The sequence below is a fragment of the Williamsia limnetica genome (assembly GCF_003217475.1).
Taxonomy (GTDB): Bacteria; Actinomycetota; Actinomycetes; order Mycobacteriales; family Mycobacteriaceae; genus Williamsia; species Williamsia limnetica.
Window position 1 is genome coordinate 231,822 of record NZ_QJSP01000005.1, and the last position, 13,961, is coordinate 245,782.

Consider the following 13,961-nt stretch of genomic DNA (forward strand, 5'->3'; position numbering starts at 1 on the left):
GGCGCCGCCAGGTGGTCGTGACCGGGTCAGCGCTCGAGCCAGTGCGTCACGCTCAATGGTTCGGCAGTGGCAACCGCCTCGTGATCGCATGCGAACCCGACCGTCCAGCGGCCGTCCTCGAGCTCGACGGCGCCGAGGGTCATGGGTGTCGGCAACGCGGTGAGGAACTCCCCGAGTGCGGCGGGCGACAGCGTCCACAGCTCACCCCGGATGGAGGTCCCGGCGGCGGTGTCGCGAACCAGCCCCGGTTTCGCGGGCTCGGTGTCGAGTGCGACGAGCCGATAGGCCGCAGCAGTGGCGGCTTCTCCGGTCCAGCGGGCCCCGCGGTCGGTCAGTTGGTGCATCAGCGGTTGCCCCCGCAGGTGCGCACCGACGACGAACACCTCGGCGGTGGTGGCACCCGCCAGTTCTGGCCAGGAGGGTCCCTGCGCGGCAGACAGGGTTCCGATTCGGCCCGCAATATCGAGCGCGACGGCATCGTCGTGGTCGCGACAGATCACGGTCACACCGAATTGCGCTCGACCGCCATCGGTTTCCGCGACCACGCCTGCTGGTACGGCCACCGCGCAGAAATCGAAGAGGTTGCAGAAGTTGGTGTATGTGCCCATCGTCGCGTTGACGCCGATCGGGTCGGCGGTGACCTGATCGAGGGTCGGGTGCATGGGTGCAGTGGGGACGAGCAGGCCGTCGGCGTCACCGAGTGCCGCCAGAGCCCGGACCCGAAGTCGCTCGACCCGGCGCCGGTCGGCCAGTAGTTCGACGGCGCTGAACCGGTCGGCCGCGCCGATGATCGCCGCGACGGTCGGATCAAGAGCAGCGGTTTCGGTTGCTGCGGAGATGAACTCGCCGACGGCCTCGTACCGCTCGGCCACGAGCGCCCCCTCGTAGAGAAGCTTCGCCGCGGCCAGGAAGTCCGAGATGTCGATCCGCTTCACCCGGACACCGGCGGATTCTGCCTGTTCGATGGCAGCTTCGAATGCGTCCTGCCACCGCGCATCCAATCCGGGCAACTGCGTGGGGACGGCAACCACCGGACTGTCCGGCGCCGCGAAACGCACCGCTGTGGACCAACCATCGGACTGTGCCATCGCTCCCATCGCGCGATTGGCGAGATCGAGATCGCGCGCGAGAACGGTGACGCAGTCATAACTGGCGCACGCCGGGACCACGCCGGCCGTACTCACCACACCCAGCGTGGGTTTGATACCCACGATCCCCTGCAGACCCGCGGGCACCCGTCCGGATCCCGCCGTGTCGGTGCCGATGGCGATGTCGGCGAACCCCAGCGCGACGGCAACCGCGGACCCCGAACTCGAGCCACCGGAGATGTGTCCGGGACGCCGCGAATCACGTACCGCGCCGTACGGACTGCGGGTTCCCACCAACCCGGTGGCGAACTGATCGAGGTTCGTCTTGCCGATGACCACCGCCCCGGCGGAACGGAGTGCGGCCACTGCTGCGGCGTCGCGGCCGGGCAGATATTCGAACCCAGGACAGGCGGCCGTGGTGGGCAGGCCCGCGACGTCGACGTTGTCCTTCACCGCGAGCACCACCCCGGCGAGCGCTCCGCCTGCGGCGACTGAGGCTGCGTAGTCCTGCTCGACGTCTGCCTTCTCACGCAGGGTGATGAACACCTCGGGTCGATCGGCCGCGTCGATGCGATCGTAGATGTCAGCGATCCGGGTCATGCCACTTTTCCTGTCTTGGTGGCGAACTCGCCACCATCGGACCAACGTTGCCGTTCGATTGCCCTGGCGGCCTCCATCGCGGAACGATCCGCGGTGATGGCCCCGGCGTTGTCATCGAGGAACCGCTGATGTTCGGCCAGTGAGAAGGTGCCGTCGCTGATCTCCACCGTGCCACGCCCCGCGGCCATGTCGGCCCGAAGGTCGAGGAGTTCGTCGGCGCTGACCGGGTACCAGCTGATCTTGTCGAAGAAGCGCAGCAGCCAGGGATGTTCTGGTTCGAAGCCCGCCGCGCGCAGCGGATGGCGGTGGTTCCAGACCTGGGTGGTGCGGCCGACGAACTGGTACCCGCCCGGGCCCTCCATCCCATAGATGCACATGTACGCGCCGCCGATGCCGACCGCATTCTCTGGTGTCCAGGTGCGGGCGGGGTTGTATTTGGTGGTGATCAGCCGATGGCGGGGATCCAGCGGCACTGCCACGGGTGCCCCGAGGTAGACATCGCCGAGGCCGAGCACCAGGTACTCGGCGTCGTAGACGATGCGATGTACGTCGTCAACAGAGTCGAGACCGTTCATCCGGCGGATGAACTCGATGTTCCACGGGCACCAGGGGGCGTCCGACCGGACGCCGAGCATGTACCGCTCGATCGCCTCCCGGGTGGCCGGATCATCCCAGGACAGCGGTAGATGCACTGTGCGGCTGGGGACGACGAGCTCCGACGCCGACGGCAGCTGCGCCTCGCACTCGGTCAGCCAGTCGAGCAGCGTCGACTGCCGCATCACGGTCGGGTCGACCTTGATCTGCAGCGATCGGATACCGGGAGTCAAGGTGATCAGGCCTGGCGGGCGTTCGGCGTCGATCCGCTCGGCGAGCGCATGAACTCGGGCACGAAGCGCGAGATCGAGAGTCATGTCGCCGTACTCGACCAGGATGTTGTCGTCACCGCTGCGCCGGTAGGTCACCGTGGTGGTGCCGTCGGCCGTCATCGATCCACCGAGCACCCCGTCGTCCAGGTCGGTGCCGGCGGAGATGACGGTGCTGAAGCCTGCGCGTCGGCGCTCACCGAAACTCGCGACGCTCGCGACCTCGGCTGCGCGGACCGGTACGAACTGCACCGTGTCGCCGGGTTTGAGCTGTCCGAGCTTCCACCGCTCCGCGGTGGTCACCGTCACCGGGCAGACGAACCCGCCGAGACTCGGCCCGTCCGGACCGAGCAGGATCGGGGTGTCGCCGGTGAAGTCCAGTGCCCCCACTGAATACGCGGTGTCGTGGATGTTGGACGGATGCAGGCCCGCCTCGCCTCCGTCGTTGCGTGCCCACCGGGGTTGCGGCCCGACCAGCCGGACGCCGGTGCGGTCGGAGTTGAAGTGGACCTCATACGGGGTGTTGTAGAGATCGTCGATGTCCTCGGGCATGAAGAACTCGGGGGCACTGTGCGGGCCCACGGTGACCGCGAGATGCCAGTTGTTGGTCAGCGCAGGCTTCTCGTCGCCCAGGATGCGTCGGGCCACCCCGGACGGAGCTGTCGCGGCGGTGGCAAGGGTGTCGCCGTCGGCCAGGGCGCGGCCGTCCTTGCCACCGAACTTGCCGAGGGTGAACGTCGATCGGCTCTCGAGGTAGAGCTCGGCGTCGATGCCGCCGGCGACAGCGACATAGACTCGCATCCCCACGAAGCCGACCGCTCCGATGTCGAGGACTTCACCGGCTTTGAGGGTGATCGGAATCCACTGTGGGACAGAGTGGCCGGATACGGTCATCGATACGGGGGCGCCGGTGACGGCGACGATGGTGTCGGTGTCGAACTGCAATCGCGGACCCATCAGGGTGCACTCCAGTCCGGGCGCACCCTCGGCGTTGCCGACCGCGATGTTCGCCAGCCGGAACGAGAGGTCGTCCATCGGCCCCGACGGTGGAACACCGACGTGCCAGTAGCGGATCCGCCCGGGCCAGTCCTGGATCGTGGTCTGCGGTCCTGCTCGCAAGATGGAGATACTCGACATCGTGATCAGGCCTCGCTCACGCCGGGCCGGGTCACGATGACCCGTACTGCGGTGGGATCGAATCCGTTGCACGGGTTGTTGATCTGTGGGCAGTTCGAGATCAGCACGAGCGTGTCGGCCTCCGCGCGCAGCGCGAGTCGCTTGCCCGGTGCCGACAGTCCGTCGACGATGCCGAGCGATCCGTCGGGGTCGACGGGCACGTTCATGAAGAAGTTGACGTTTCCGACCATGTCGGCTTTGCCCAGACCGTGACGGGCGCCGCCGATGAGGAAGTTCTCCACGCAGGCGTGTTGATGCTTGGTGTGGTGGCCGTACCGCAGCGTGTTCGATTCCTGTGAACAGGCGCCGCCGAGGGTGTCGTGGTTTCCGACCTCATCGGCCACGATGGTCATCATCGGCGTCGAATCCTGATCTCGGATCACCGATCCGGTGGTCAAGAAGATGTTGCCCTGGGCAGCGATGGTCGCCTGCGCAGAGTACCGGATCGAATGGTCGTGACCGCCGAAGAACAGGGTGTCGACGGCCTGGTTGCCGTACAGGTCGACGATCGTCAGCACGTCTCCGGCGGCGACCACGCCCGACCATGGCGCGCGGGCCCCGATCTCGTGATCTCCGATCACCGCCCCGGGCACCAGGGCCAGTGCGGCTGCCGATGTTGCGGTTGCGGTGCTCATCACGCTTTCCTCTCGAAATGTGCTGCGCCCCAAATGTCCTCCGAGTTGAGTGCGGCACGTTGGTATTCCGGGTCGGTGCCGGGCAGGCCGGTGAGGAGGTTCTCGAGATCACCGGGAGCCTGCCACGCGAGGACCTCTACGGGGCCCACGTCGAATCCGGGTGAGGGATCGAGGGGGTGCGCAGTGTTGGCGATCGCGACCGTGCACGGAAGATGGAGCAGCAGGTCGACATGCTTGTTCAGTCCGGCCGACCCTTTGGAGGTCAGTGATCCATCGGACTCGACGACGATGCCGTGGAAGAACGACAGCGACGGCGCGACGTCGGCGGCGTGCAATCCGTGTTTCGCGGCGGCCAGCAAGAACAGCTCACGCCCGGCCGGAGTCTGCGAGTAGACCTCACCGGCACCGTATTTGGCGGTGTTCCCGGCCAGCGTACTGGTCCCGCACAGTGCGTCGTGATGGCCGGAGTCATCGTCGACGATGGTGGCCAGGACCCGGCCCTGGTCACTGAGCAGGGGATGGCCGGTGCCCAGGTAAGCCTGCCAGGGCACCTTGACGGTGTCCGCGACGTTGAGCCGCTCCCAGGGTGCATCGGCGCGCCAGAGCAGCACGTTGGCACAGCCTGTCCCCGCCACGTCGCGCAGACGGAGCCTGGTGCCGCGGGCGAGCACCTTGACGGTGTACCGCCCACCAGGCACTGTCTCGGCCCACGTCATGTCCTGCCCCGCAACATTGTCGGGCAGATCAGGCCAGGACGATGCCGGGACGACGGGCATGGTGTCTGTGATTGCGGCGGCTTGGGCGCGAGCGTGCTCGCGAGCTCCGGCGGTGGTTCCGGTGGACGTCATCGTCATATCCGGTGTGTCCTTTCGGTATCGGGGACTGCTACTTGCCGTCTACTGCGGGGGTGAACACCTTCACGGGCATCGGGTGCTTCTTGCCATGGGGGAAGCAGGCGATGCCGATCAGGATCGACGCCACGATGCAGATCGGGCCCGCCCACTTGAGGATGGGCATCTCGCCGGCAGGGTCGAAGATCTCGGCACGTGGCCAGGCAAGATTGATCACCATCAGCAGTCCGTAGACAACTGCCAGCAGGTTCAGCGGGATTCCCAAGCGGCCCAACGTGAACAGTTTCTTGCCCTCGGCGTCGACGGCGCTGGTGGTGTTGCCCGGCCAGCCCTTCAGCCGGCGCCAGAGCATCGGCCCGGTGACCGAGAGGTAGGCGAGGTAGATCAGGATGATGCAGACGCTGGCCAGGGTCGCGAAGATCGCGGAGTTGCCGATGTTCACGACGAGGACGCCGATGCACAGGACGCCGATGAGCACGGACGGGGCGATGGGGGTTCCGGTGCGGGTGTTCACGTGGCTCAAGAGTTTCGACGCGGGCAGCCGGTCGTCGCGAGCCATCGAGAACATCAGCCGTGAGCAGGCGGTCTGAATGGCCAAGGTACAGATGAAGATCGCGACGACGACGTCGCAGAGCAGCACCTTGCCCCAGAAGGAGCCGAGTACCGAATCGAGGACGTAGGGCAGGCCGCCGACCGCCAGTTCCTCACCGAGGCTGGGCGCGGCCATGAGGGCGCCCAGGAGCATGAGCCCGCCACCGATCGCCGACACCGTCAGTGCCAGCCGGATCGTCCGCGGTGCGACCCGACGAGGGTTCTTCGTCTCCTCTGCGAGTTCACCTGCGGAGCCGAAGCCGACCATCACGTAGGCCGCCATGAGTCCGGAGACGATGAAGGCCCAGATGTAACCGGGCTGCTGGCCGGGCAATCCGGTGTCGAACACGACGTCGGGGCCGCGCTCGGCGTGGGTGAACAGCGCCAGGATCACCGCGGTGACGCCGACGATCTCACAGGTGACGCCGATGTTGTTGATCCGGCTCATCCAGTTGACGCCGATGCAGTTGATGAACGTGGTGATCACCAGCAGGATCGACCCGAGCAGGACTGCGTTCGCGGCGCCGCTGGTGGTGGTCAGTGCGGAATCATCACCGATGATCTGGAAGCCGTCCCAGATCGAGGGCATGACCACCTGGAGGGCGATCGCGGCAGCGGAGGCGGTGACGATCTGGGCGAGCATCATGAACCAGCCACCGAACCAGCCGATGACCTCACCGCCCATGCGGCGCGACCACTGGTAGATGGCACCGGAGATCGGGTAGCGGGCTGCGATCTCGGCGAAACACAGCGCGACGAGGAACTGGCCGATGTAGACGATGGGCCACGTCCAGAAGAAGGCCGGACCGCCGAACGAGAAGCCGAGACCGAACAGCTGGAAGATCGTGGTCAGGATGGAGACGAACGAGAATCCCGCCGCAAACGACGCGAAGGTTCCCAGTGAGCGATGCAGCTGCTGGGTGTAACCGAACTCGGAGAGATCATTGGCGTCTCCGTTGGTCACGGCACCGCCGGTCACTGGTGCAGTGGGGGGTTGCGCGGTTGCGGTCATGGGAGATCTTCCTGCTAATGGGCCCATGAGCCCTGGTTATCTGTCAGGTGATAGATAACCGCGCAGCTATTTCTGTCGAGTGACAGGTTTGTTTCGGGCTCGGAAACGCGTGAAACAAGTATGTTTCCGAGAACGCACTCGGTGCAGGTCAGGGGATCGTTGACCGGTGCGGATCACATCAGGCGTGCGCAGATGACAGTAAGGTCAGGACTTGTGACTCACGTTGCGGCAGGACCAGGGCGCCCCCGATTGGTGGAGCAGCGTCGTCGCGGCGCCACCGCTCGCGAAGAGATCCGCGACGCCGCCGCCGAACTCTTCACCACGCGTGGCTACGCGGGCACGTCCACCAGGATGATCGCCGAGGCGGTGGGAATCCGGCAGGCCTCGCTCTATCACCACTTCAAGACGAAGGACGACATCCTCGAGTCGTTGCTCGAGGACACCGTGGCGGCGCCGCTGGAGAAGGCGCGCGAGGTCGCCGCGGCCGATGGTCCGACCCTCGCCCGGCTCCAGGAGTTGGCGGGTTTCGACGCCGGCCAGCTCGCGACCTCCCGCTGGAACCTCGGCGCTCTGTATTCACTTCCTGAACTGCGCACGGAACGATTTGTCGAGTTCCGGCAGGCGCGTACTGATCTCGCACGCATATACGCGCAGCTCGCCGGTGAGGTCCTCGGGGATCAGTCCGACCCGCGCAGGCACGTCCCGTTCCGGCTCGTCGAATCGGTGATCAGTATGCGTTCGGACGCGATGGTAGGTGCCCTCGGCGTCGATTCTCTCGACGATCTCGTCGGGGTGCTCGTCGAAAGCGTCGCACTCGTCCTCACCTAGCCGGCGCCCACAGAACCCGTAAACCCAGCTCGTCCAGGCAAACCCAGGTGTTGCAACACCTGATTTTGCCTGCAAGAGCTGGGTTTGTGTACGAGCGGACGGTCAGGCTTTCCACTCAGCGATGCGTTCCGGGGTGGCCTCTGCGAGCGCCTCGGTGAGCTTGGCTGCGTTGTAATCTTTTCCGTACGAGGGTGTTCCGGGTTGCTGACGCCACGACTCGGCAATGGTGCCCGCATCCACCGGGTCGAACCCGAGTTCGTCGACGAGGGCCGAGACGATCTTCTTGCCGTCCTCCTCGTCGCCTGCGATCGGCAGGGCGATCCGCCCCTCGGTCCCGGCCGCGGTCCCCTTCTCCAGCAGGTGCTTCCAGTAGATGCCGTTGAACACCTTGTACACAGGGACATCGAGAAGCTCGGACACCCAAGCGCTTTCGGGCTGGCCTTCCTCGATGGCGGCGATCTTGCCGTCTCGCTGTTGCGGGTAATAGTTGTTGGTCTCGATCACCGGTGCGCCGGGCTTGCGCGCGGACAGGATGCCCTTCGCCAGGTCCGGGGTGTTCTTCTGCGGAATGCTGACGATGACCAGGTCGGCGTCTTCTGCGGCGTCTTTGGCCCACACGGCCTTGGCGCCGGTTTCGGTGGCCAGCTCCGCCAGCGTCTGCGGATCACGCGAATTGGACACGCGTACCTCATGGCCCAGCTGCGTCAGGCGACGCGTGAGCGTCCCGCCGATGAAGCCTGCCCCGATGATTCCGATCTTCACTCTGATGACCCCTTACGTCGCGGAAAACACATTCATCGGGCCAACTCCTGCGGCCGGGGGTTCATTCCCGAATCGTCGGTGACCGAGGTCAGAGCACTTCGCCGGGCCGGGCATCGTGGACCAGTAGTGCGATCTGTACCCGATTGTTGAACCCCAACTTGTCCAGGATGTGCGAAATATGGCTTTTGACGGTCGCCACCGAGACGAACAGCTCCTCGGCTATCGCCGAGTTGGACATGCCTCGGGCGACCGCCACCGCCACGCGCTGCTCACCCGGGGTGAGCTGGCCGAACTGGGCGTCTGCGCGCGACTTCCGTTCGCCGGGTTCGGTGAAGCGGTTGATCAACTTACGGGTGATGGCCGGGGACAGGATCGGTTCGCCCGCCACGACCTTGCGCAGGGCTGCGATCAGGTCCGCAGGCGGGGTGTCCTTGAGCAGGAATCCGCTGGCGCCGGCCTGGAGCGAACGCAAGACGAGGTCGTCGCTGTCGAACGTCGTGAGCATGACCACATGAGGAGGATCGGGCAGGGCGCGGAGTGCTTCGGTGGCTTCGAGGCCGTTGACCTTCGGCATCCGGATGTCCATCAGCACCATGTTGGCCCCGGTCTCGGCGACGTTCTCGCGTATCGCGGTACCGTCGGAGGCCTCGCCCACGATGTCGACGTCAGGTTGGCCGCTCAGCATGGTGCGCAGCCCCGCTCGCACGAGCCACTCGTCGTCGACGAGCAGCAGCCGGATGGATGGGGTCATCTCGGGCACTCGGTCTCCCAGGGAAGTCGTGCGGTCAACACGAAGTTTCGTTCCTTCACACCGTGTTCCAATTCTCCGCCGGCGAGGGTGACGCGTTCTTGCAGCCCGACCAGTCCAGAACCCGTCCCTGGTATCGGATTCTGCATCGCAGCAACAGGATTGAGGGGCTGACGGATACAGATGGTGAGTCCCTGTCCCGGCGCGCCGCTGATGATCACGGTGACGGTCACCTCTCCCGCATGCTTGCGGGCATTGGTCAGTCCCTCTTGCACGATGCGGTAGGCGGCGCGGCTGATGACCCCGGGAACCTCGTCGAGGTCGTCGATCTCGATGGTGGCCCGAACAGGGCTGCCTGCGAGTTCGGTCTCGGCGAACAACTCGTCGACGAACGCCAGAGTCCGCATCGGGGAGGCGAGGTCGTCGGTCTCCTCCCGCAGCATGCCGATGACATCGCGCAGGTCGACGAGCATCTGGTGGACGCCGGCACGGATCACCCCGGCGGCCCGTCGAACTTCGTCCGAGGAGGCGTCTTCGCGGAACTCCAGGGCGCCGGCATGCACTGACAGCAGACTCATGCGATGGGCCAGCACGTCATGCATCTCGCGGGCCAGGCGCTCCCGTTCGGTGGCCCTCGCTGCAGCGATCCGCTCGCGCTGCTCGGATTCGACGTTGCGCGCCAGTTCGGCGAGCGAGATCAGCAGTTGGCGGCGGTTGCGCACCATCGTTCCCCACCCGACCGCGACCGCCGTGATGAGAATCGAGTAGAGCAACACCGCGTACCAGACGTCGGTCTGGGCGTCCGGGTAGAAGAAGAAGTTCGACATCGCCGCGCAGATCCCGAGCGCACCGATCGACACCGAGTACCGAAGCGGCTTGTGTACGGCCAGTGAGAACAAGGCCAAGAAGGACGCCCCGCCGACGAAGGATGCAACACCTGAGACCAGGGTCAGGATCAGGGCGATCGCGAGCGGCCACCGTCGCCGCCAGATCAGGGCGCCGCAGCCCACGAGCCCGATGGCGATGTCGGTGGCCAGCAAGGGTCCCCAGTTGCCGAAGCGACCCCAGACGCCGACGACGCCGATGGCCAGTGCGAGGACGACCATCAGCACATCGATGGCGACGTCGCGGGTGGTGCGCTTGCCCGTCAGCGGGTGCGGGTCTGCCTCGAGGGTCTCGCGCACCGCGCCGGGCATCCAGGCACGGCGTGCGGGCAGGGTCTCCCAGCCCGACGTCGGGATCGGCACACCTGCGGAACTCATACCCCGATGGTCCATGATCTGAGCGAGTCGGGCATCAGGCGAAAGTGTGAACTCGGGTGTCCGATTACTTTCGGCGACGACTGCGGTCTGAAAGGGTGACAACACAGACATAACCACGAAACGGAGTTACTGCCATGTCCCGCATGATGTTCCTGAACACCACCGCCTCCGACATCCCCGCCACGCGGAAGTTCTTCAGCGAGCTCGGCTTCGAGTTCAACGAGACGTTCAGTGACGAGAACACGCTGTGCCTCATCATCAACGACCAGACGTTCGCGATGTTGATGACCCCGGCGCGCTTCCAGGACTTCATCACCGGCGGGATCACCGACACGAGCAAGGAGCGTGAGGTGCTGATCGCGGTGTCGGCGGAGTCCCGCGACGAGGTCGACGCGATCGCCGACAAGGCTCTCGAGATCGGTGGGTCGCCGTGGCAGGACGCACAGGACCACGGCTTCATGTACGGCCGGAGCTTCCGCGACCTCGACGGTCACGTCTGGGAGATCACCTGGATGGATCAGTCGGCCATCGCCGGCTGAACCGACTCCCCGGAGGCCGGCAGGCTCGCGGTCGCGGGCAAACCGAACCGCGCGAAGTCGGCCTCCATGGTGTCCGAAAAGAACGCCACGACATGGGCCACGCCACCTTCCGTGATGTCGAGGACCTGCAGCTGAAACGGCCGGTGCACCCCGTCCTCGGGGTCGCGCATGTACAGCCCGAACGCCGGCTGACCGTTTGCCGTCGCGGGCAACAGCAGCATGTCGTCGGCCTTCTCGGCAGGACAGTTGCCGTGGATGAGGCGCCCGATGGCCTCGCCGCCCTGATACCAACCGGTGAACGGTGGCATCTCCCAGATCGCCTTGTCGGTGAACAACTGCACGATCGCGTCGATGTCGTATGACTGAAACGCCTCGACCCACTTCTGCAACAACTCTTTCTGGGCCGCGTCCTGCGGCTCTGACACCGAATCACGTTCGGGTGAGACCTCTTTGAGCTGTGCCCGGGCGCGCTGAAGCAGGCTGTTGACGGTGGCGGTGGTCAGGCCGAGGGTCTCGGCGACCTCATTGGCCCGCCACTGCAACACGTCTCGGAGAATCAGTACGGCGCGCTGACGCTCGGGCAGATGCTGGAGTGCGGCGATGAAGGCGAGTCGTATCGATTCCCGGGATCCGACGATCGTGGCCGGATCCGCGGTTTCGGCCAGCGTCTCGTCGGTGTCCGCGAAGGGTTCGAGCCACGGGACCTCATGGTCTTGCAGGAGAGGTGCCTCGGGGTCGTAGGCGTCGCCCCCCAGCCCCGACGGCAGTGGCCTGCGCTGTTTGGACCCGAGAGCGGTCAGGCAGGTGTTGGTGGCGATCTTGTAGAGCCATGTCCGGACCGAGGCCCGACCGTCGAATCGTGCGTAGCCGCGCCAAGCCCGGATGTAGGTTTCCTGCAGGAGGTCTTCGGCGTCGTGATGAGAGCCCATCATCCGGTAACAGTGGGCCAGCAATTCGCGGCGGTACGGTTCGGTCACTTCCAGGAAGTCAGGATCGACCGAGGCCTCGACAGTCATGGGGGTCAGATTACTCCGGCGGTGTGACAACAGCGAGGGGTAATCGCCGGTCCCCGGCGGCGCCATGGGCGGCCCTCACCTGTCTCAGGTCATGTTTCTCCGAGAGCGTGGTGGTGTACACGTTGTGGTGTGATTCGAGTCGGCACGTCCGGGTGGGTGTATCCGCCGTGGCGTAAGACCTTCTACCCGGAGGGTCTCGCGCAGCGGCGGGAGCTGGAGTACATCTCCCGGGAGCTCAACTCAGTAGAGCTCAACGGCTCGTTCTATGCGCTTCAGAAGCCGGCGAGCTACCTCAAATGGGCCGAGCAGACCCCGGACGACTTCATTTTCTCGGTGAAGGGACCGCGGTTCATCACCCATATGAAGCGGCTGGTCGGCGTCGACGAACCGCTCGCGACCTTTTTGGCCTCCGGCGTGCTCGCCCTTGGGCCCAAACTCGGTCCGTTGCTGTGGCAACTCCCACCGAACCTCCCGTTCGACCCGGCGGCGCTGTCGGCGTTTGCGAACCTGCTGCCCCGGACCACCGCTGCGGCGGCGGCGATGTCCGAGGGACACAGCGATCACATCGCCGGACGGTCCTGGACGACGACCGACGCCGACCGCCCGCTGCGACACGCCCTGGAAGTACGCCACCCGAGCTTTGTGAACCCGGAACTGCCAGAACTCCTGCGAGAACTGGATATCGCGCTGGTGCTGGCCGACTCGGCCGGCAAGTTCCCGGTGATCGACGAGGTGACGTCGGACTTCGTGTACGCCCGCCTGCACGGTGACCAGGAGCTGTACACCAGCGGCTACACCGACGAAGCGCTCGATGCCTGGGCGGCACGGTTCCGGGAGCGTGCAGCCGATCACGATGTGTACGTCTACTTCGACAACGACGCCAAGGTGCACGCCCCCTACGATGCGCGCGGGTTGCTCGATCGCTTGATTCCCGGCGCGCTCGGGTAGCGTTGTCGCCTAGCGCTCGGGCCAGTGACGGCGCGCCACCGGACGACTGGGGTGCAATCGATGATCGAGCGTTTGGACAAGCTGCAACGCAAGCACCCTGTCCTCGGATTCGGCATCGCCGTCATCTACAAGTACGCCGACGATCAGGGTGGTTATCTCGCGGTCCTGATGACGTACTACGCCTTCCTCGCGCTGTTCCCTTTGTTGCTGTTGTTGACCACCGGGGTCGGCATCGTGCTGGACGGGAACCCGGGGCTACAGGAGCGGGTGCTGAACTCGACCTTGAGTCAGTTCCCGGTCATCGGAGACCAACTCGGCCAGCCGCAGGAACTGAGCGGTGGGATCTGGGGCGTGGTCATCGGAATCGTCGGCGCCCTCTACGGTGCTTCCGGTGCCGGTCAGGCGGCTCAGAACGCGATGAACACGGTCTGGGCGGTCCCTCGCAACAAGCGCCCCAACCCGATCTTCTCCCGGCTGCGCAGCCTGCTCCTGCTCACGGTCCTCGCCCTCACCCTGGTCGGAACCACAGTGATGTCGACATATGGCGGCGTCTGGGGACTCTTGGGTCGGTGGGACAGCTGGGCGATCGGGATCACGGCGGTGGTCGTGAACTCGGCGGTCTTCATGGTGGCGTACAAGCTGAGCACCACCAACACCGTGACTTACCGCGATGTCCTGCCCGGAGCGATCGTGATGGCGATCCTGTGGCAGCTGCTCCAGACCTTCGGAACGTTCTACGTGACACAGGTCGTCAAGAACGCCAGCACCACCAACAGCGTCTTCGCCGTGGTGCTCGGTCTGCTGGCGTACTTCTACCTTGCAGCGGTCGCTGTCGTCTTGACCGCCGAGATCAACGTCGTCCGCGTGCACAAGCTCTATCCACGTGCCCTGCTCACGCCGTTCACCGACGAGGTCGAACTGACCCAGGGCGACCGCACTGCTTACACGAGGCAGGCCAAAGCTCAGCGCGCCAAGGGCTTCGAGCAGGTCACCGTGACCTTCGAGAAGGCGAAAAAGACCGACGAGCCGGAGCCCCGCTAGC

The 13,961-nt window shown here is 65.5% G+C and carries 13 protein-coding genes; 4 read left to right on the plus strand and 9 right to left on the minus strand.

All coding sequences use genetic code 11. The features are described from left to right. Positions 1-26: 26 nt before the first annotated feature. The 5 genes from atzF to DFR67_RS10390 are packed head-to-tail and all read right to left on the minus strand — an operon-like array spanning position 27 to position 6,816. Positions 27-1,688, minus strand: coding sequence for an allophanate hydrolase (atzF, locus tag DFR67_RS10370; RefSeq protein WP_110469439.1), 1,662 nt, complete (start codon positions 1,686-1,688; stop codon positions 27-29). After that, complete coding sequence (locus DFR67_RS10375) at positions 1,685-3,688, minus strand: 5-oxoprolinase/urea amidolyase family protein (protein WP_110469440.1); 2,004 nt, start codon at positions 3,686-3,688, stop codon at positions 1,685-1,687. Before DFR67_RS10375 ends, atzF begins: the two co-directional genes overlap by 4 nt. A 5-nt stretch (positions 3,689-3,693) precedes the next feature. Beyond that, positions 3,694-4,362, minus strand: a complete 669-nt coding sequence (locus DFR67_RS10380) for an urea amidolyase associated protein UAAP2 (RefSeq protein ID WP_110469441.1) — start codon at positions 4,360-4,362, stop codon at positions 3,694-3,696. Next, complete coding sequence (locus tag DFR67_RS10385; protein ID WP_110469442.1) at positions 4,362-5,216, minus strand: urea amidolyase associated protein UAAP1; 855 nt, start codon at positions 5,214-5,216, stop codon at positions 4,362-4,364. The genes DFR67_RS10380 and DFR67_RS10385 overlap by 1 nt, the downstream gene beginning before the upstream one ends. A 31-nt stretch (positions 5,217-5,247) precedes the next feature. After that, the gene (locus tag DFR67_RS10390; protein WP_110469443.1) at positions 5,248-6,816 is read right to left on the minus strand and encodes an amino acid permease; all 1,569 of its coding nucleotides are present in this window, start codon (positions 6,814-6,816) and stop codon (positions 5,248-5,250) included. Between the two features lie 192 nt (positions 6,817-7,008). On the opposite strand from DFR67_RS10390, the gene DFR67_RS10395 reads away from it, so the two are divergent. After that, positions 7,009-7,644 carry a TetR/AcrR family transcriptional regulator gene (locus DFR67_RS10395; protein WP_110469561.1) on the plus strand — a complete coding sequence of 212 codons (636 nt, stop codon included), beginning with the start codon at positions 7,009-7,011 and terminating at the stop codon, positions 7,642-7,644. A 102-nt stretch (positions 7,645-7,746) separates the two neighbouring features. On the opposite strand, the gene DFR67_RS10400 is transcribed toward DFR67_RS10395, so the two are convergent. From DFR67_RS10400 to DFR67_RS10410, 3 genes are all read right to left on the minus strand, one after another. Beyond that, complete coding sequence (locus DFR67_RS10400) at positions 7,747-8,406, minus strand: NADPH-dependent F420 reductase (RefSeq protein ID WP_110469444.1); 660 nt, start codon at positions 8,404-8,406, stop codon at positions 7,747-7,749. A gap of 88 nt (positions 8,407-8,494) precedes the next feature. Continuing rightward, positions 8,495-9,157 (minus strand): response regulator, encoded by a 663-nt coding sequence (locus DFR67_RS10405; protein WP_110469562.1) that lies wholly within the window; start codon positions 9,155-9,157, stop codon positions 8,495-8,497. Beyond that, positions 9,154-10,416 carry a sensor histidine kinase gene (locus tag DFR67_RS10410; protein ID WP_158539940.1) on the minus strand — a complete coding sequence of 421 codons (1,263 nt, stop codon included), beginning with the start codon at positions 10,414-10,416 and terminating at the stop codon, positions 9,154-9,156. The genes DFR67_RS10405 and DFR67_RS10410 overlap by 4 nt, the downstream gene beginning before the upstream one ends. A 134-nt stretch (positions 10,417-10,550) precedes the next feature. On the opposite strand from DFR67_RS10410, the gene DFR67_RS10415 reads away from it, so the two are divergent. Next, positions 10,551-10,955 carry a VOC family protein gene (locus DFR67_RS10415; protein WP_110469446.1) on the plus strand — a complete coding sequence of 135 codons (405 nt, stop codon included), beginning with the start codon at positions 10,551-10,553 and terminating at the stop codon, positions 10,953-10,955. Here DFR67_RS10415 and DFR67_RS10420 read toward each other — a convergent pair. After that, positions 10,934-11,971: a sigma-70 family RNA polymerase sigma factor gene (locus tag DFR67_RS10420; protein WP_110469447.1), complete on the minus strand. Its 1,038-nt coding sequence runs from the start codon at positions 11,969-11,971 to the stop codon at positions 10,934-10,936. The two genes, DFR67_RS10415 and DFR67_RS10420, sit on opposite strands and share 22 nt — an antisense overlap. 129 nt (positions 11,972-12,100) lie before the next feature. Here DFR67_RS10420 and DFR67_RS10425 point away from each other — a divergent pair, with 129 nt between their 5' ends. Both DFR67_RS10425 and DFR67_RS10430 read left to right on the plus strand, forming a co-directional pair. Continuing rightward, positions 12,101-12,919 (plus strand): DUF72 domain-containing protein, encoded by an 819-nt coding sequence (locus tag DFR67_RS10425; protein ID WP_110469448.1) that lies wholly within the window; start codon positions 12,101-12,103, stop codon positions 12,917-12,919. A 60-nt stretch (positions 12,920-12,979) separates the two neighbouring features. After that, entirely contained in the window at positions 12,980-13,960 is a 981-nt protein-coding gene (locus DFR67_RS10430) for a YihY/virulence factor BrkB family protein (protein ID WP_110469563.1), read from the plus strand. Position 13,961 lies beyond the last annotated feature (1 nt).